At 34.7% G+C, this 17,430-nt stretch carries 17 protein-coding genes; 14 read left to right on the plus strand and 3 right to left on the minus strand.

What is annotated here, in order from left to right; genetic code table 11:
• Positions 1-44: 44 nt before the first annotated feature.
• Positions 45-707, minus strand: a complete 663-nt coding sequence (locus H6X70_RS14335; RefSeq protein ID WP_194768378.1) for an ABC transporter ATP-binding protein — start codon at positions 705-707, stop codon at positions 45-47.
• A 365-nt stretch (positions 708-1,072) separates the two neighbouring features.
• Here H6X70_RS14335 and folE point away from each other — a divergent pair, with 365 nt between their 5' ends.
• The 11 genes from folE (at position 1,073) to H6X70_RS14390 (ending at position 12,726) form a co-directional block, all read left to right on the plus strand.
• Entirely contained in the window at positions 1,073-1,660 is a 588-nt protein-coding gene (gene folE / locus H6X70_RS14340) for a GTP cyclohydrolase I FolE (protein WP_194768379.1), read from the plus strand.
• 15 nt (positions 1,661-1,675) lie between these two features.
• Positions 1,676-1,942 (plus strand): hypothetical protein, encoded by a 267-nt coding sequence (locus tag H6X70_RS14345; RefSeq protein WP_194768380.1) that lies wholly within the window; start codon positions 1,676-1,678, stop codon positions 1,940-1,942.
• A gap of 5 nt (positions 1,943-1,947) precedes the next feature.
• Positions 1,948-2,577: a class I SAM-dependent DNA methyltransferase gene (locus tag H6X70_RS14350; protein ID WP_194768381.1), complete on the plus strand. Its 630-nt coding sequence runs from the start codon at positions 1,948-1,950 to the stop codon at positions 2,575-2,577.
• A gap of 238 nt (positions 2,578-2,815) precedes the next feature.
• Complete coding sequence (locus tag H6X70_RS14355; protein WP_194768382.1) at positions 2,816-4,456, plus strand: CTP synthase; 1,641 nt, start codon at positions 2,816-2,818, stop codon at positions 4,454-4,456.
• A 120-nt stretch (positions 4,457-4,576) separates the two neighbouring features.
• A complete protein-coding gene (gene yidC, locus H6X70_RS14360; RefSeq protein ID WP_194768383.1) occupies positions 4,577-6,469 on the plus strand; it encodes a membrane protein insertase YidC in 1,893 nt (630 codons plus the stop codon).
• A 124-nt stretch (positions 6,470-6,593) separates the two neighbouring features.
• Entirely contained in the window at positions 6,594-7,304 is a 711-nt protein-coding gene (locus H6X70_RS14365) for a toxin-antitoxin system YwqK family antitoxin (protein WP_194768384.1), read from the plus strand.
• A gap of 441 nt (positions 7,305-7,745) precedes the next feature.
• Entirely contained in the window at positions 7,746-8,933 is a 1,188-nt protein-coding gene (gene mnmA, locus H6X70_RS14370) for a tRNA 2-thiouridine(34) synthase MnmA (protein WP_194768385.1), read from the plus strand.
• Positions 8,934-8,941: 8 nt separating this feature from the next.
• Positions 8,942-9,880: an NAD(P)H-dependent flavin oxidoreductase gene (locus tag H6X70_RS14375; protein WP_194768386.1), complete on the plus strand. Its 939-nt coding sequence runs from the start codon at positions 8,942-8,944 to the stop codon at positions 9,878-9,880.
• Between the two features lie 58 nt (positions 9,881-9,938).
• Positions 9,939-11,312, plus strand: coding sequence for an MATE family efflux transporter (locus H6X70_RS14380; protein ID WP_194768387.1), 1,374 nt, complete (start codon positions 9,939-9,941; stop codon positions 11,310-11,312).
• A gap of 605 nt (positions 11,313-11,917) precedes the next feature.
• Positions 11,918-12,145 carry a hypothetical protein gene (locus tag H6X70_RS14385; RefSeq protein ID WP_194768388.1) on the plus strand — a complete coding sequence of 76 codons (228 nt, stop codon included), beginning with the start codon at positions 11,918-11,920 and terminating at the stop codon, positions 12,143-12,145.
• Between the two features lie 11 nt (positions 12,146-12,156).
• Positions 12,157-12,726 (plus strand): phosphatase PAP2 family protein, encoded by a 570-nt coding sequence (locus tag H6X70_RS14390; protein ID WP_194768389.1) that lies wholly within the window; start codon positions 12,157-12,159, stop codon positions 12,724-12,726.
• Here H6X70_RS14390 and meaB read toward each other — a convergent pair.
• Together meaB and H6X70_RS14400 are read right to left on the minus strand one after the other, a co-directional pair.
• On the minus strand, positions 12,723-13,799 hold the full coding sequence (gene meaB, locus H6X70_RS14395) for a methylmalonyl Co-A mutase-associated GTPase MeaB (RefSeq protein ID WP_194768390.1): 1,077 nt from the start codon (positions 13,797-13,799) through the stop codon (positions 12,723-12,725). The genes H6X70_RS14390 and meaB overlap by 4 nt on opposite strands.
• Before the next feature lie 69 nt (positions 13,800-13,868).
• Positions 13,869-14,423, minus strand: coding sequence for a DUF2911 domain-containing protein (locus tag H6X70_RS14400; RefSeq protein ID WP_194768391.1), 555 nt, complete (start codon positions 14,421-14,423; stop codon positions 13,869-13,871).
• Between the two features lie 169 nt (positions 14,424-14,592).
• Between H6X70_RS14400 and H6X70_RS14405 the strand changes: the two genes are divergently transcribed.
• From H6X70_RS14405 to H6X70_RS14415, 3 genes are read left to right on the plus strand one after another with little or no spacing between them, the layout of a single operon-like run.
• Complete coding sequence (locus H6X70_RS14405; RefSeq protein ID WP_194768392.1) at positions 14,593-15,144, plus strand: RNA polymerase sigma factor; 552 nt, start codon at positions 14,593-14,595, stop codon at positions 15,142-15,144.
• Positions 15,128-15,712: a hypothetical protein gene (locus H6X70_RS14410; protein WP_194768393.1), complete on the plus strand. Its 585-nt coding sequence runs from the start codon at positions 15,128-15,130 to the stop codon at positions 15,710-15,712. The genes H6X70_RS14405 and H6X70_RS14410 overlap by 17 nt, the downstream gene beginning before the upstream one ends.
• A 10-nt stretch (positions 15,713-15,722) precedes the next feature.
• A complete protein-coding gene (locus H6X70_RS14415; protein ID WP_194768394.1) occupies positions 15,723-17,270 on the plus strand; it encodes a DUF4097 family beta strand repeat-containing protein in 1,548 nt (515 codons plus the stop codon).
• Positions 17,271-17,430 lie beyond the last annotated feature (160 nt).

A 17,430-nucleotide genomic window follows, 5' to 3' on the forward strand; every position in this document is an offset into this window, starting at 1 on the left:
AATGAAAGGGAATGATATGGCAGCCCTTCTTAAAAAAGAAAAAATTAGGAAGTTATTTTACCATCAACCATGGTTAACTTTCTGTCGGCCATATTTGCTAAATCTTCATTATGCGTCACAATAACAAAGGTTTGTCCGAATTCATCGCGTAATTTAAAGAATAAATTGTGAAGGTTTTCGGCAGATTCGCTATCTAAATTCCCAGAAGGTTCATCGGCAAAAATTAAATCAGGACTATTTATTAAGGCTCTAGCAACGGCAACACGTTGTTGTTCTCCACCCGAAAGTTCGTTTGGTTTGTGGTTGTGTCGGTGCGATAAGCCTAAAAAATCGAGTAATTCTATACCGCGTTTTTCGGCATCTGCTTTTTTTGTTCCTTTAATAAAAGCAGGCAAGCAAACATTTTCTAAGGCTGAAAATTCGGGTAATAATTGATGAAATTGAAATATAAATCCGATATGCTCATTTCTAAATTTGGCTAGAGCTTTATCTTTTAAAGTATTTATGTCGGTACCGTTTATGCTTAATTTAAAGGGCACATTTGATGAAGCTTTGTCTAAAGTTCCTAAAATTTGTAGTAAGGTGGTTTTTCCAGCCCCCGAAGCGCCAACTATAGAAACCACTTCGCCTTTTTTAATATGAATATCGACACCTTTTAAAACTTGTAAATCGCCGTAGTATTTATGAATGTTTTTTGCTTGAATCATCTATAAGAAATAATAGGCGTGAATTTACTACTTTAAAGCGTTATGAACAATTAAGTTTCTTTTTTTTGTAATATCTGCTTTTAACTATATATTTATTGAATCGCTATGTTGGATTATGAAATGCGATGGTTAAACAGTAATGAAAAATATAAAAATCAATTATGGAAATTATTTTACTTATTTTTAATGGAATAATAGTAATTCTTGGAATTATTGCCTTAAGAAAAGATACAAATACATCAAAGAAGCTATTGTTAACTAGTATTGTAGTACTTTCTACGATTTCCCTAGTTGGATATTTTCTAGGAAAGTCCCTGGTTTATATGTTCAATTAAAAATAAAGCACAACAACAAACAACCCTTTTATGCCGTACAAAAGTTTTGAAGAATATAACGATGAAGTTACCGATGGAATTACCAATCAATATAAACATATTATTGAAGATTTAGGAGAAGATACACAACGTGAAGGCCTCTTAAAAACCCCGGAACGCGCGGCAAAAGCTATGCAATTTTTAACTCAAGGTTACGAGCAAGACCCTGTAGAAATTTTAAAAGGCGCCATGTTTAAAGAGTCTTATAACGAAATGGTTATTGTAAAAGACATCGAATTATATTCCCTTTGCGAGCATCATGTTTTACCTTTTTTTGGTAAAGCGCATATTGCCTATATTCCAAACGGACAAATTGTAGGTTTAAGTAAACTTCCTAGAATTGTTGATGTTTTTGCAAGACGTTTACAAGTTCAAGAACGACTAACCAAGCAAATTTTAGACTGTATTAACGACACCTTAAAACCTCAGGGCGTCGCTGTTGTTATTGAAGCATCGCACATGTGTATGATGATGCGTGGGGTACAGAAACAAAGCTCGGTAACAACAACATCAGGGTTTAGAGGGCAGTTTGAAAAAATAGAAACCCGAAACGAGTTTTTAAAATTAATTGGAAAGTGATAAATAAGTCCTCCCATGAGTAAATACAATAAACTTTTTGTTGGTATTCTGTTAGACATCATAGGGGCCTTGTCTTATTTTTTTCCAGGCATTGGAGAAATGACCGATATTATTTGGGCGCCTATTTCAGGATGGTTAATGACGAAACTCTACAAAGGAAAATCGGGGAAAGTAGCAGGTGTGGTTTCCTTTGTTGAAGAAATTGTGCCAGGTTTAGATATTATTCCAACCTTTACGCTTATGTGGTTTTATACTTATGTTTTGGCAGAAAAAAAGAAATAACTACAATGAATGCGAACACAGAAACTTTTGCTACATGGGATAAAATAGCCAAATTGTATGAGGCTAAGTTTATGAAAGAAGAACTTTATAACGCATCTTACGATTATTTTTGTGCTCTCCTTCCTAACACTAAAGCAAAAATAATAGATGTTGGCTGTGGTCCTGGAAATATAACAAAGTACCTTCTAACAAAACAACCAAATTTGGCGGTTTTAGGTGTGGATATTTCTCCCAATATGATTGCTTTGGCAGAAAAAAATAATCCTTCAGCCAAATTTGTAGTCATGGATACTCGTTTAATTGGCGAATTAACAGATAAATATCACGGTATTATTGCTGGTTTTTGTTTGCCTTATCTTTCACAACACGAATGTGAAATGTTAATTTGTAATTCGAATACCTTATTATATAAAGATGGGGTTTTATATTTAAGTTTTGTAGAAGGAAATCCTAAAGATTCTAACTTTAAATCGGGAAATGCGGGTAGAGTATTTTTTTATTACCATCGCTTGCAAACCATAGAATTCCAACTAGAGAATAATGGTTTTAGTGTTTTAGAAATTATAAATGTACCATTTAAAACTTCCGAAACAACTTCCGAAACGCATACCATTATTGTTGCGAAAAAGATATAGTTTCAAAACTTCAGGACATTTTGGTTGTTAACAGTTTCTTTGAATGAATTTTAGCGCAAATTAAACACTGTGTTTTTTTGATATAAAAGCAAGGAAATGTTTATGGTGTATTGTGTGTTTTCAACGCGTTGATAAGCAATGTAATAAGTTATTAAATGGGACACTTAAATAATGTTTGTTATTACGGCTCAAATAACTATTAAAATTTTGTAAATTTGCCTGCGTTTAAAAGCGCAACATGACAAATACAGCAAAATACATTTTTGTAACCGGTGGGGTTACGTCTTCCTTAGGAAAAGGAATTATAGCAGCATCTCTTGCAAAGCTATTACAAGCCCAAGGTTATCGGGTTACAATTCAAAAACTAGACCCTTATATTAATGTCGATCCAGGAACTTTAAATCCGTACGAACATGGCGAATGTTATGTTACTGAAGATGGTGCTGAAACCGATTTAGACTTAGGGCATTACGAGCGTTTTTTAAACCGTGCTACAAGTCAGGCCAATAACGTAACTACTGGTAGAATTTACCAAAGTGTTATCGATAAAGAACGTCGTGGCGAATTTTTAGGAAAAACGGTTCAAGTTGTTCCTCATATTACAGATGAAATTAAAGAACGTATTCAGATTTTAGGAAAATCTGGCGATTACGATATTGTCATTACCGAAATTGGTGGAACTGTAGGTGATATTGAATCGTTACCATATATTGAAGCTGTACGTCAATTGCGTTGGGATTTAGGCGAAAATAATGGTATTGTTATTCATTTAACTTTAGTGCCTTTTTTATCTGCCGCAGGCGAATTAAAAACAAAACCTACGCAGCATAGTGTAAAAACATTAATGGAAAGTGGGGTTCAAGCCGATATTTTAGTGTGTAGAACCGAGCATAATTTACCAAAAGATTTACGCCGAAAACTGGCTTTATTTTGCAACGTAAAAGAAAATGCTGTTATTCAATCTATTGATGCTTCAACCATTTACGATGTACCAAACTTAATGTTAGATGAAGGTTTGGATAAAGTGGTTCTTGAAAAATTAAATCTTAAAAGCGACACTCCAGATATTGAGCGTTGGAATCAATTTGTACACCGTCATAAAAATCCAAAATCTGAAGTAACTATCGGATTAATTGGTAAATACGTAGAATTACAAGATTCATATAAATCTATTTTAGAAGCTTTTATTCATGCAGGAGCAGAGAATGAAGTTAAGGTTAAAGTCGAGTCTGTACATTCAGAATACATCAATAAAGATAATGTTCATTTAAAATTAGGTCATTTAGACGGGGTTTTAGTAGCGCCTGGTTTTGGCGAGCGTGGAATCGATGGTAAAATTGATGCCGTTCAATACGTTAGAGAAAACAATGTGCCATTTTTAGGAATTTGTTTAGGAATGCAAATGGCCGTTATCGAGTTTGCTAGAAACGTTTTAGGTATAAAAGATGCTGCCTCTTCTGAAATGAATTCGGATACAAAAAATGCTGTTATCGATTTAATGGAAGATCAAAAAACGATTACAGATAAAGGGGGGACCATGCGTTTAGGAGCTTGGGATTGCGATTTAAAATTAGGTAGTGCTATTCGCGATATTTATAAATCGGAAAGTATTTCTGAGCGTCACAGACACCGTTATGAATTTAATGGCGATTATAAAGCACAAATGGAAGCTGCAGGCATGCAAGCAACAGGATTAAACCCAGATACAGGTTTAGTTGAAATTGTTGAAATCCCAACACACCCTTGGTTTATTGGCGTGCAATATCATCCAGAATATAAAAGTACCGTTGCAAACCCACATCCATTGTTTGTGGCCTTTGTAAAAGCCGCCCTTTTACATAGTCGCGGAAAAAGAAGTGCCACTATGGCAAAAAAGTAAATTTGGACAGTTTATTGATTATTCAATACAGATTTTAACAAATATCTTGTTGTTTTAAACGTATCGAAAACCTGATTATATATTGTTTTTGATAGCATTAAAAATGACACAAAATTAAATATGGAAGAAAAAAAATTAGATCTTAATTCGATTATAGGATTTGTACTTATTTTCGGAATTTTAGGCTACATGCTTTGGCAAAACCAACCAACACCAGAAGAGTTGGAAGCTCAAGAAAAAGCAAAACAAGAGCAAATTGCAGCCGAACAAAAAGCAAAAACAGATAATCAAACTTTAGTTACGACAGCTTCAGATTATGCCATTGGTTCTGGCGTAGATTCGCTTCAACAAATCGAGCTTAAAAATAAGTTGGGTGCTTTTGCTTATTCAGCAATTCATGCAACCGATAAAGAAACTGTTGTTGAAACTGACTTATTAGCATTAAAATTCAACAATAAAGGTGGATATCTGTCGGAAGTAAGATTAAGACAATTTGTAAATTACGATTCTGTTCCTATTTATTTAATTAAGGACAAGAATGCTTCTTTCAATATTAATTTCGGAACAACAGATAGCCGAATTTTAAACACAAAAGATTTACCTTTTATTCCAGAAGTTACCAAAAATGGTAACATAACCGTGGTTTCTATGAAACTTAAAGTGTCTGAAAGTAAATTTTTAGAATACCGTTACGAGATAAAAGAAGGCGATTACATGATCGATTTTTCTGTGCGTTCTCAAGGTTTAAGCACTATTATTAATAGCGGATCTCAAATTAATTTGGACTGGAAACTTAAGGGGTACCGCCATGCTAAAAGTATTTCTTATGAAAACCGTTATACCGATGTTCATTATGAATATGAAGACGGAAAAGATAACTATACAGGCGCTAGGGATGCCGATAAAGAAATTGATGATGTAACTTGGATTGGCTTCAAACAGCATTTCTTTTCATCTGTATTACTTACAGACAAAGCTTTTAAGAAAGCGCACATCACTACTGAAAATTTAGTACACGACGAAGAAATAGATACGGTTTACACCAAAGCATTCGCTGCAAAAATGCCTTTAGAATTACAAGGTGGCGAAATTAGCGAATCTATGGATTGGTATTTTGGCCCTAACGATTTTAAAGTTTTAAATGCTTACGGAAAAAATTTAGACGAATTGGTACCATTTGGTTGGGGCTTATTTGGCTGGATAAACCGTTATATTTTTATGCCATTATTTAGTTTCCTTGGCGGATTTATGCCTTACGGAATAGCTATTGTGGTTATGACTATTTTGGTTAAATTCTTATTGTCTTTCGTACAGTATAAGCAATTCTTATCGCAAGCGAAAATGAAGATTTTAAAACCAGAATTGGATGAAATTCGCGAAAAGTATAAGAATAACAAAATGAAAGCGCAACAGGAAACTATGGCTTTACAGTCTAAAGCAGGGGCGAGTCCAATGGCAGGTTGTTTACCAGCATTAGTACAGTTGCCAGTGTTTTATGCTTTATTTCAGTTTTTCCCTTCGGCATTCGATTTAAGACAAAAACCATTCCTTTGGGCAGAAGATTTATCATCATACGATACTATTGCAGACTTACCGTTTAACATTCCGTTTTATGGTAGTCATGTAAGTTTGTTTCCAATTTTGGCATCTATTGCAATTTTCTTCTACATGCGTTTAACTACTGGGCAAAATATGCAATCGCAACCACAGCAAGAAGGCATGCCAGATATGGCAAAAATGATGAAGTATATGATGTATTTCTCGCCAATCATGATGTTGTTTTTCTTCAATAACTATGCTTCTGGTTTAAGTTTGTATTACTTTATTTCTAACTTAATTAGTATTGGAATTATCTTAGTGATTAAGAACTTTATTCTTGATGAAGATAAAATCCATGCGCAGATTCAAGAGAATAAAAAGAAGCCTAAAAAACAAAATCGTTTCCAAAAGAAAATGGCAGAAATGATGGAGCAGGCCGAACAACAAAAACAAGCGCAGCAAAAGCGTAAATAATTATAATTATCAAATTAGAAAAGCTGCCAGAAATTTATTTTGGCAGCTTTTTTATTATAAGAAATTGACGAAAAATAACGTTGTAATTGATATAATTCCGCAGAAGCGATAAAAATATTTTAAAATGAAAAAAGCCTATAGTATAATCATGATTTTATTGATTAGCAGTTTTGTTTTTGCCCAAGACATCAATCAATTTGATGCTGAAGGAAAACGTCATGGGATTTGGAAAAAGAACTTTGAGGACACGAATATTTTAAGATACGAAGGCGAATTTAATCATGGTAAAGAAATTGGATTGTTTAAGTTTTATATCAATTATAAAAATCAAGCGGTTTTATCGGCTACCAAATTATTTAATGATACGGATTCTACTGCCGATGTAAAATTTTTAGCTTCCAATGGTTCTGTGATTAGCGAAGGCCAAATGAATGGTAAAAACTATATTGGAACTTGGAAATATTATCAGCAAAATTCTAAAAATCTACTCAGTACAGAAACTTATAATAGTAATGGTGAATTAATTGGAGAGCGCTTGGTATATTATCCTAGCGGACAGATTGCAGAAAAACAAAATTACAGCGATGGTAAGTTAGAAGGTCCTGCATATTCGTATTCAGTAAAAAACGTGATTCTTAAACAATACTTTTATGTTAATGGCGAATTGCACGGTGAAGCCAAGTTTTATAATCCTGAGGGGGTTTTATTATCTGAAGGCGTTTATAAAAGAGGTCAAAAAGAGGGGGTTTGGAAGTTTTATGAAAACGGTAAATTAGTTAATGAAAAGAATTTCTCGTACAGACCACAAAGCAAAAAAAAACTCCTTAAAAAATAAGGAGCTCCTTTTTTTATAGACAATCTTTAAGAGGGTGTGAGAATTTTTAAATATTGTCTACAAACTAACAAACCAAAACTAACCAAACTAACTTTTCTTTTTCAAATAGATATTATTTTAATCATTGATTAAATAGTGTCAATGTTTTTATAAGAACTTAAAAAAGTATCATAAATTCTATGTCTAGAAGTGATACTTTCTGTAATAACTTTTAAACTACATGGTTTTGAGCTAACATGAAATAGTCTCTTTCAGGTAATGTAGTTTTAGTATTACATTTGTTGTCATATAAATATAGTAATATAATTATGAAAAAACAACTAAATGACAAATATTTTTATAAGAATGACAATTTAGTAGGTGTTTTGATGAATTATTGAAGCCTTGATCTCCTGTTTAAATCTTGTAATTATATGTATCTTTGTAAACTAATTTTTAAAAATGAAACGAGTAATTATTGGGCTTTCGGGTGGCGTAGATTCTAGCGTAGCGGCTTATTTATTAAAAGAGCAGGGCTACGAAGTTATTGGCTTGTTTATGAAAAACTGGCATGACGATTCTGTGACCATTTCTAATGAGTGTCCGTGGTTGGATGATAGCAACGACGCTATGTTAGTAGCCGAAAAATTAGGAATTCCTTTTCAAACTGTCGATTTAAGCGAGCAATACAAAGAACGTATTGTCGATTATATGTTTCATGAATATGAAAAGGGTCGCACACCAAACCCTGATGTTTTATGTAATCGTGAGATTAAGTTCGATGTTTTTATGAAAATCGCTCTAGATTTGGGTGCCGATTATGTGGCTACGGGACATTATTGTAGAAAAGGTAGCATTGAAAAAAATGGTGAAACGATTTATCAACTTTTGGCTGGTGTCGATACTAATAAAGATCAATCGTATTTTTTATGTCAGTTATCCCAAGCACAATTAGAAAAATCGTTATTTCCTATTGGTGAATTAACAAAACCACAGGTTCGTGAAATAGCTACCAAATTGGATTTAGTAACTGCCGAAAAGAAAGATTCTCAAGGACTTTGTTTTATAGGTAAAGTGAAGCTTCCAGATTTTCTTCAACAGCAACTAAAACCTAAAGAAGGTGTTATTGTTGAAATTCCTAGCGAACAAACTATTTATAATACTGTTGAAACTGAATTCAATTCCGTAGAAGACAAACTAAAATATTTATCCCGTAAAATTGATTATCAAGTTGATTTAGGAAAAGTGGTAGGCAAGCATCAAGGTGCGCATTATTTTACAAAAGGGCAACGAAAAGGCCTTGGCGTTGGCGGAACGGTTGAACCCTTATTTGTTATTGATACCGATGTTGATGAAAATGTAATTTACACAGGTCAAGGCAAAGAACATCCGGGTCTATATAAAAAAGCATTGTTTGTTAGCAACGATGAATTGCATTGGATTCGTGAAGATTTAGCTTTAAAATTAGGCGAAACTATGACGGTGAAAGCTAGAATTAGATACAGACAAGCCTTAGAAAATGCTATTTTGCATAAAGTAGACAGTGGTTTGTACGTGGAATTTGAAAACTTTCAATCGGCCATCACCGAAGGGCAGTTTGTCGCTTGGTACCATGAAGACGAACTTTTAGGTTCTGGTGTGATATCATAATTAAAAGTATGTCTAATAGAATCACGAACTTATTCAATATAAAATATCCCATAATTCAAGCAGGAATGGTTTGGAATAGCGGTTGGCGATTGGCTTCGGCAGCTAGTAATTCAGGCATTTTAGGACTTATAGGCGCGGGATCCATGTATCCGGAAGTGCTGCGTGAACACATTCAAAAATGTAAACAGGCAACCAATAAACCATTCGGAGTGAATGTGCCGATGCTTTATCCAAATATCCAAGAGATTATGGATATTATTGTTGAAGAAGGCGTGAAAATCGTATTTACTTCCGCAGGAAACCCTAAAACATGGACGACTTGGTTGCAAGAACGTGGGATTACCGTGGTTCATGTGGTGAGCAGTGTAAAATTTGCTTTAAAAGCTCAAGAAGCTGGTGTTGATGCTATTGTTGCCGAAGGTTTTGAAGCTGGTGGCCATAACGGTAGAGACGAAACTACAACGCTTACTTTAATTCCGATGGTGAAGGAGCACATTCATATTCCTTTAATTGCAGCTGGCGGGATAGCCACTGGAAAAGCCATGTTAGCGACTATGATTTTAGGTGCCGATGGGGTTCAAATAGGGAGCAGGTTTGTGGCGAGCGAAGAAAGTTCGGCACACGAAGCTTTCAAAAAAATGGTTGTCGATGCCAAAGAAGGCGACACCCAATTAACTTTAAAAGAATTAGCACCTGTTCGATTACTTAAAAATGAGTTTTTTAATCAAGTTCAGGAATTGTATAAAACAGGACCAACTACCGAGCAGCTTAAAAATCTATTAGGAAGAGCCAGAGCAAAAAAAGGCATGTTTGAAGGTGATTTAGTTGAAGGTGAATTAGAAATCGGACAAATTTCAGGGTTGATTCACGATATTAAACCAGTTTCAAAAATTGTTGAAGACATTCTTTCTGAATATGAAAGTGCTAAAAAACAGCATTTATTTTAGTCCTTTTTTGAACCCTTTTTTCAAACATTTCTCTTAAAATAAAGCCTACTTTTGCAGCATGCAATTATCAAATTACACCAAAGAATTTAAATACAATTGGCAACTCGCAGCCCCTGTTATGTTGGGCATGTTAGGGCATACTTTTGTTAGTTTTGTAGATAATATTATGGTAGGTCAATTAGGAACTGCCGAGCTTGCTGCCGTTTCGCTAGGGAATAGTTTTATGTTTATCGCCATGTCTTTGGGTATTGGTTTTTCAACGGCCATTACGCCTTTAATTGCCGAATCGGATGCTGCTAACGATTTTTCAGAAGGAAAATCGGCATTCAAACATGGTTTGTTTTTGTGTACCGTTATTGGTATTCTCCTTTTTTTATTAGTGTTTTTTGCCAAGCCTTTAATGTACTTCATGAAGCAGCCTGTGGAGGTGGTAGAATTAGCCATTCCATATTTAGATTTTGTGGCTTTTTCATTAATTCCATTAATTATTTTTCAGGCTTTTAAACAATTTAGTGATGGCATGTCTATGACTAAATACCCGATGTACGCAACGCTTATTGGGAATATTGTAAATATTGTTTTAAACTATGTGCTAATTTTTGGAAAGTTCGGTTTTCCAGAATATGGTATTGTTGGTGCTGCCTATGGTACTTTAGTTTCCAGAATTATTATGGTTTGGTACATTTGGTATTTACTTCGTGGTAAAGAAAAAACCAAGGCCATGGTAACCAATATCAAATTTTTTGTGCTGAATAAATTGATGCTTAAAAAGCTGCTTAATTTAGGCGCACCTAGCGCGATGCAAATGTTTTTTGAGGTAGCCATTTTTACGGCTGCGGTTTGGCTTAGTGGTTTATTGGGTAAAAATCCGCAAGCAGCGAATCAAATTGCTTTAAATTTAAGTTCGATGACTTTTATGATTGTCACAGGATTAAGCGTTGCAGCAATGATTCGTGTAGGAAACCAAAAAGGATTAAAGTCTTACTTTGAATTACGTCGTATTGCCTTTTCTTTATTTTTAATGGGCATGTTATTTTCAGCTTTTTTTGCGATTGTATTTTTTGCATTTCATAAGCAATTACCCAAAATTTATGTTGATTATGATGATGCCAAAAACTTGATAGATAATATGGAAGTGGTTGGTATTGCGTCAAAATTATTAATTGCCGCAGCTATATTTCAAATTAGCGATAGCATTCAAGTGCTTGTTTTGGGCGCATTACGAGGCTTGCAAGATGTTAAAATTCCAACTTTTATAACCTTTGTATCGTATTGGTTAATAGGCTTTCCTATAAGTTGGTTTCTAGGAAAAGAAGATGCTTATGGTAGTTTCGGTATTTGGTTAGGACTTCTAGCTGGACTAACCACCGCAGCCATTTTATTGTACCTAAGGTTTAATTATTTGACCAAGAAATTGATTGCTGGAAATTAGATTTTGGAGTTGTCACTTCGAGTAATTCGGATTTTTCTTCGGAATTGTATCGAGAAGTTTTTAATGCGGTTGTAATTTTTCTTCGAAAGCATTTTAACTAACATAAGATTCTCGATACCATGCTCTTAAGGTCGCATTACTCGAATTGACATTCTAGGTTTTTAGGTTTTTGAGCTGTCACTTCGAGTGATTCCGATTTTTCTTCGGAATTGTATCGAGAAGTTTTTAATACGGTAGTAAATTTTCTTCGAATAGTATTTTACTAAAATAGGATTCTCGATACCATGCTCCTACGGTCGCATTACTCGAATGGACATTTTAGTTTTTTTTTTTGAGTTGTCACTTCGAGTGATTCCGATTTTTCTTCGGAATTGTATCGAGAAGTTTTTAATACGGTAGTAAATTTTCTTCGAATAGTATTTTAACTAACATAAGATTCTCGATACAATGCTCCTAAGGTCGCATCACTCGAATGGACATTCAATTGTAAAACCGTAATAATACAAACAGGAGCATATTTTAATAAACAATGATAAACTTTTTGATTGTGCGATGCTCTAATAAAATAAACTTTTTACTTTTGCTAAAAACCAACAACCACAATAATGAGTCTTCCAAAATTTATATTAGGCGATAACACCGAATTTCCAAATGCTATTTATGTTATCCATACCGAGTTTCCTCGATTTATTATTAATCTTGAAAATGATGAGGTAGAGTGGTTTGAAGATTTTGATGATGAAGATCAAAAAGAATTAGCCACTGAAACTGAAAACGCTATAAAATTGGCCACCGATTTTTACGATAACGAAATAGCGAAATACGAAGAATAGCCTTAGTTAAAATGATAGAAGAATTATTAAAATACGATACGCAGTTATTTTTATATTTAAATAATTTAGGAAGCTCTACTTGGGACAATCTGTGGTTAGTTATTACGCATACACTTACTTTCGTTCCTTTATATGCCATATTACTTTATCTGCTTTATAAGAAATTTGGTTTAAAATCACTTATAATCTTTGTCATTGTTATAGCCTTAATGATTACGTTTACAGACCAAATAACCAATGTATTTAAGCGAGGGTTTCAAAGGCCGCGACCATGTGGTGAACCTGGTTTAATTGACCAAATGCGATTTATAGCCGTGCGTTGTGGGAAGTATGGTTTTTTCTCTGGACATGCCTCAAATTCTATGGCAGCCGCAATTTTTGCAGGCTTAACCCTTAAACCTTACTATAAAAATTTAATATACATTTTAATAGTTTGGAGTTTAATTGTGGCGTATAGCCGTATTTATGTTGGGGTACACTATCCTTTAGATTTACTTTGCGGTCTAACCTTTGGAGTTCTTGGAGGTACTTTGTTTCACTATATTGCAATGTATTTATTGAAACGCTACGTTAAGGACTAATCCCGTAATTTTAATAGATATTCTGCTGCTGCAAATGGCGTAGTTTTATTGGTTTCAAGAAGTTTTAATTGAATTTTTAGTGCTTCTTGAATTACTGGCTTATTAAAGAACTCAGATTTTAATTGGGCTTCAATGGTTTGTAATAGCCAGAATTTATTTTGTTCATGCCGTTTTTCACTGAAATAGTTGTTTTCAGAAGTGATATGTACATAGTCTAAAATAGCTTTCCATATTTCATCAATGCCTTCATTTTTTAAAGCGCTACAAACTGTAGTTTTAGGTTGCCATTCCGAACTTTTTTTAGGGTAGTGGTGCAGGGCATTATTAAAATCTATTTGGGCTCGTTTTGCTTTTTGGAAATTATCACCATCTGCTTTATTTATAGCGATTAGATCGGCCATTTCAATAATACCGCGTTTAATACCTTGAAGTTCGTCGCCAGCCCCCGGAAGTTTCAAAAGTAAAAAGAAATCGACCATGCTGTGAACCGTGGTTTCACTTTGTCCAACTCCTACGGTTTCAATAATAATAACATCAAATCCAGCGGCTTCACATAAAATTATAGATTCTCTAGTTTTTCGAGCGACACCACCTAATGAATCCCCCGATGCCGATGGTCGGATAAACACATTGGGGTCTTTAACCAAAGCTTCCATTCGGGTTTTATCACCTAAAATACTGCCTTTAGTAATGCTGCTGCTCGGGTCTATTGCCAATACCGCAATGCGTTTTCCTGCCGCACTTAAATGTTTGCCAAATGCTTCAATAAAAGTGCTTTTTCCAACGCCAGGAACCCCTGTAATGCCAATGCGAATAGATTTGTTGGCATGTGGTAAACAAGCATTTATAAGGCTGTTTGCCTTTTCGAAGTGTTTGAGGTTTTGGCTTTCAACCAGAGTAATGGCTTGGCTTAAAGCAGTTGTGTTCTTATTTAGAAGCGCAGCAGTTAACTGGTTTATATCGAGCTCCTTTTTACGCTTGGATTTAAATGATTGAATTGCCGAGTCTGAAGCAATTTCCGAACTAGAAACACCTTCATTTTCTTGTAACGCCGATTTTTTATGCTTAGACACAGATAGACAATTGTTTGTCTAAATTTACAATTATTTTTTTGTTGTAGTAAACGTTTAAAATGGTTGAAATTATTTTAAAGGCAGGCTAATTTTCACCACATCCCACGCCATAGTTAAAAACAAGTGATCGGTAGAATTATCAAAAGCAATAGTAAATTGTTCTACGGGTTTTTCTAATTTCTGAACAGGCACTTCAGTAGTAATCACATCGTAATTAGGATCCCACATGGGTTGCATTTCTGCATTTACACCCCATTTATATTGCTTTGAATTGAAAATAACCGTCCATGTTGAGTCTTTTGGAACGGTCCATAAAGTATATTTTCCGGGAGCCAATGGCATGCCGTTTATTTCAAGTTTTTCGTTGGTTTCAAAAGTAGTCGCTTCGTTAGCTCCCGTACGCCACACTTGATTGTAAGGGACTAAAGCACCAAATATTTCACGTCCTTTTTTGTAGGGTCTGTTGTAAAACACCTCAAGCTCTAAATCATTCAATTTAAACTCCACGGTGTCTTTCGGACTTAATCGTGCAGCGAAAATATTTTCAACAAATACAGAATATAAAAATAATCCTAAAGCTATAATGGATAATAGAATTAAGATGCGCTTTAAAAAGGTGTTCATAAATAGCAAATTAGGGTGTAAAGATAATTTAAAAGGAATGACTACTAAAATACAAACGCAGTTTTATTTAGCTTTGTTATATTCCTGTAAAAAAAAATATTTTTTTGCAACACTCCAAGTTTTTAATCGTCTTTTAAATGAACTAACCAAAAAACAAAGTCGCATTAGCATGTTTCATATTGATATTATTGAACAGTGCAAAAAAAATAACCGCAAGGCTCAAATGCAGTTGTACAACCAGTACTGCGATGGTATGTATATTGTAGCTAAACGGTTTTTAAAAGATACTGCCGATGCCGAAGATGTTGTACAAGAAGCATTTATAAATGCCTTTACAAAACTTCATCAATACAATGCAGAAGTGACTTTTGGGGCTTGGTTAAAACGTATTGTTGTAAATAAAAGTATCGATTTCATTAAAGCTAGAAAAGCCGATTTTGTGGCTTTAGATGAGGTGCACCTCAAAGTCGTCGATACCGAAAAAGACAGCAAATGGTTGGTTGACGAGGCGATTACATTAGCTGATGTAAAAACAGCCATAGAAAAATTACCAGATAAATATCAATATGTTGTGATGCTTTTTTTAGTAGAAGGCTACGACCATCAGGAGATTTCCGAAATATTGGGCATTTCTCAGGTGGCCTCTAGAACACAATTATCAAGAGGAAAAGTGAAGTTACAAGAATTATTAAAACTTAAAAAAAATGGCGCGAGATATTAAAGACCTGTTTAAAGACCAAGTAGTTAGCAATGAACGAATGCCTGAAAATCATCAAGTCAGGTTTCTAGAAAAGCTAGACAAAGCCTTGCCTCAACAGCCTAAACCAAATCGGTTTTTAGGACTTAAAATAGCGGCGAGTATTACGGTGCTTTTGGGATTGACTTTTGGCCTTTTTAAGTTTTTCAATGGTGGTGCAGAAAACACCGTGCCTGTTCAAGTAGCGCATACCAAACCTATTGAAACGAAGACTTTAGGCGATATTTCTCCCGGACTTAAAAAAGTGGAGGATTATTACTTAGCGAGCATCAATTTAGAACTCTCAAAAATGACTTATACCGATGAAACCAAAGAGTTGGTAGATAGTTATTTAGAGCAGATTGATGCTTTAGATAAAGCTTATCAAAATTTGTTTTTAGAGTTTACTGAAGAAGGTCCAAGTGAATTGACCATAAATGCTTTAATCGATAATTTAAAAATGCGATTAAACTTATTGTACCGTTTGAAAGGCCAACTGAAGGACTTAAAAAGTGCTGAGACTAAAAAGGATGCCTTGCAGCAACACATTTAAAAATCAAAAAATGAACAGAATCATAAAAAATAAAATTGTAATCATGTTGTGCTTGCTTTTAACAGAAAGCCTGTTTGCACAACAAAAATTAACCAAAGTGTCTCAAGCGATTAAAGTCAATAAAGATGTTAAAATCGATTTGAACACAAGTCATTGTAACATTGTTTTTGATACTTGGAATAGGGATACCGTTGAAATTGAAGCTTATATTGAAGGCGATCAACTTAGCGCTGAAGATTTGCAAAAAGCTTTAAAGGCTTGGAATATTGATGTCGATGCATCTACCGACCAAGTGCGTATTAGTACAAAAGGTAGCGGACCTCAGGTTTGGGTGGTAAATACCACTGCATATGAAGACGATGAAGCTGTTGAAGCCATTATTAAGGAGTTAAAATATGAATTGGCCGATATTCCAGATGTAGATATTCACGTTGAAGTGCCACTAGCTCCCGATGCTCCGATGCCACCTGGATTACCCGAGGTGCCTCAATTACCAGAATTGCCAGAACTCCCGGAGCTTCCAGAATTACCTGAAGGTATTACCGATGTGCGTTTTGATTACGAGGCGTATAAAAAGGAAGGGGATAAGTATTTAGATAAATACTCAAAGAAAATTGAACTGAAATATGGTGATGACTTTGCAAAAAAAATGGAAGCTTGGGGCGAAAAGTTTGGCAAAGAATGGGGTGAAAAATACGGAAAACAAATGGAGGCTTGGGCGGAAGAGTTTGAAGCGCGTATGAACTCTGAGGAATATGCTAAAAAAATGGAAGCCTGGACCGAACGCATCACCAAGCAATTGGAGAGTCAAACCGCTAGGATAGAGGCGCAGCAAAAAAGAGCGGAAGCGATGCAGGCTAGACGAATGGCCGAAAGAGCAAGAATGCATGCCACGCAAACCGAAGAGCGCATTATTTTGCAAGAAGATAGACAGCGTAAAATAGAACGCATGGTTAAAGGGCATGCCGATGCAAAAGTTAAAAGGACGATTAAAATAAAAATGCCTAAAAACTCAAAGTTAAAGGTGAAAGTAAAATATGGTGAAATCGAGTTTGCCGATAATGTAGAAAATTTAAAAGCAGATTTAGATTACACCAAACTTAAAGCACAAGGTATTGATGGGAGTTTAACTTCCATCAATGCTTCTTATTCGCCAATTTATATCGCGAACTGGAATGCTGGCGCCTTGCAATTAAATTATGTTGATAAAGCAGAATTACATGCGGTGAATCACCTGACTTTAAATTTAAACTCTTCAAAAATCACCATTGATAATTTGATTAAAAGTGCTGTGATTGATGGAAATATTGGGGATTTGAAAATTTTAAATATTAGTGATAAGTTTTCTAGTGTTAATGTGATCCTTCAAAATTCTAATGCCAAAATAAAACTACCTGAAACCGCTTGTCATTTCCAGTATAAAGGCACACGATCTCGTTTTTCGCATCCTAAAAAATCGGCTAAAGAAAACCTTTCTACTTTTTCAACAGGGTCACTGGATAGCGGAAAAAGTATCGTGGTTAATACGAAGTTTAGTACGGTAGAGATGGAGGAGTAGGTTTTTAGTACTAGTAATGTACTTTCCTTTATTTAGGCACATTCAGAAAACGCGTTATCCCTTGTAAATACAAGTATTTTTACGTAAATTTAAGTACATAAAAACCCCGAAAAAGGCTGATCAGAGCCAAAAACGGGGTTTTCTTATTCTTACGTTTATG

Source organism: Tamlana sp. I1, assembly GCF_015355625.1.
GTDB lineage: Bacteria > Bacteroidota > Bacteroidia > Flavobacteriales > Flavobacteriaceae > Pseudotamlana.

Bases quoted from the DNA above. Each gene is read 5' to 3' on its own strand.
- H6X70_RS14390 (WP_194768389.1), top strand. From the start codon at position 12,157: ATGATAGAAGAATTATTAAAATACGATACGCAGTTATTTTTATATTTA.
- H6X70_RS14405 (WP_194768392.1), top strand. From the start codon at position 14,593: ATGTTTCATATTGATATTATTGAACAGTGCAAAAAAAATAACCGCAAG.
- yidC (WP_194768383.1), top strand. From the start codon at position 4,577: ATGGAAGAAAAAAAATTAGATCTTAATTCGATTATAGGATTTGTACTT.
- H6X70_RS14365 (WP_194768384.1), top strand. From the start codon at position 6,594: ATGAAAAAAGCCTATAGTATAATCATGATTTTATTGATTAGCAGTTTT.
- H6X70_RS14400 (WP_194768391.1), bottom strand. From the start codon at position 14,423: ATGAACACCTTTTTAAAGCGCATCTTAATTCTATTATCCATTATAGCT.
- H6X70_RS14380 (WP_194768387.1), top strand. From the start codon at position 9,939: ATGCAATTATCAAATTACACCAAAGAATTTAAATACAATTGGCAACTC.
- H6X70_RS14410 (WP_194768393.1), top strand. From the start codon at position 15,128: ATGGCGCGAGATATTAAAGACCTGTTTAAAGACCAAGTAGTTAGCAAT.
- H6X70_RS14385 (WP_194768388.1), top strand. From the start codon at position 11,918: ATGAGTCTTCCAAAATTTATATTAGGCGATAACACCGAATTTCCAAAT.
- H6X70_RS14375 (WP_194768386.1), top strand. From the start codon at position 8,942: ATGTCTAATAGAATCACGAACTTATTCAATATAAAATATCCCATAATT.
- H6X70_RS14415 (WP_194768394.1), top strand. From the start codon at position 15,723: ATGAACAGAATCATAAAAAATAAAATTGTAATCATGTTGTGCTTGCTT.
- H6X70_RS14355 (WP_194768382.1), top strand. From the start codon at position 2,816: ATGACAAATACAGCAAAATACATTTTTGTAACCGGTGGGGTTACGTCT.
- H6X70_RS14335 (WP_194768378.1), bottom strand. From the start codon at position 707: ATGATTCAAGCAAAAAACATTCATAAATACTACGGCGATTTACAAGTT.
- mnmA (WP_194768385.1), top strand. From the start codon at position 7,746: ATGAAACGAGTAATTATTGGGCTTTCGGGTGGCGTAGATTCTAGCGTA.
- H6X70_RS14350 (WP_194768381.1), top strand. From the start codon at position 1,948: ATGAATGCGAACACAGAAACTTTTGCTACATGGGATAAAATAGCCAAA.
- folE (WP_194768379.1), top strand. From the start codon at position 1,073: ATGCCGTACAAAAGTTTTGAAGAATATAACGATGAAGTTACCGATGGA.
- H6X70_RS14345 (WP_194768380.1), top strand. From the start codon at position 1,676: ATGAGTAAATACAATAAACTTTTTGTTGGTATTCTGTTAGACATCATA.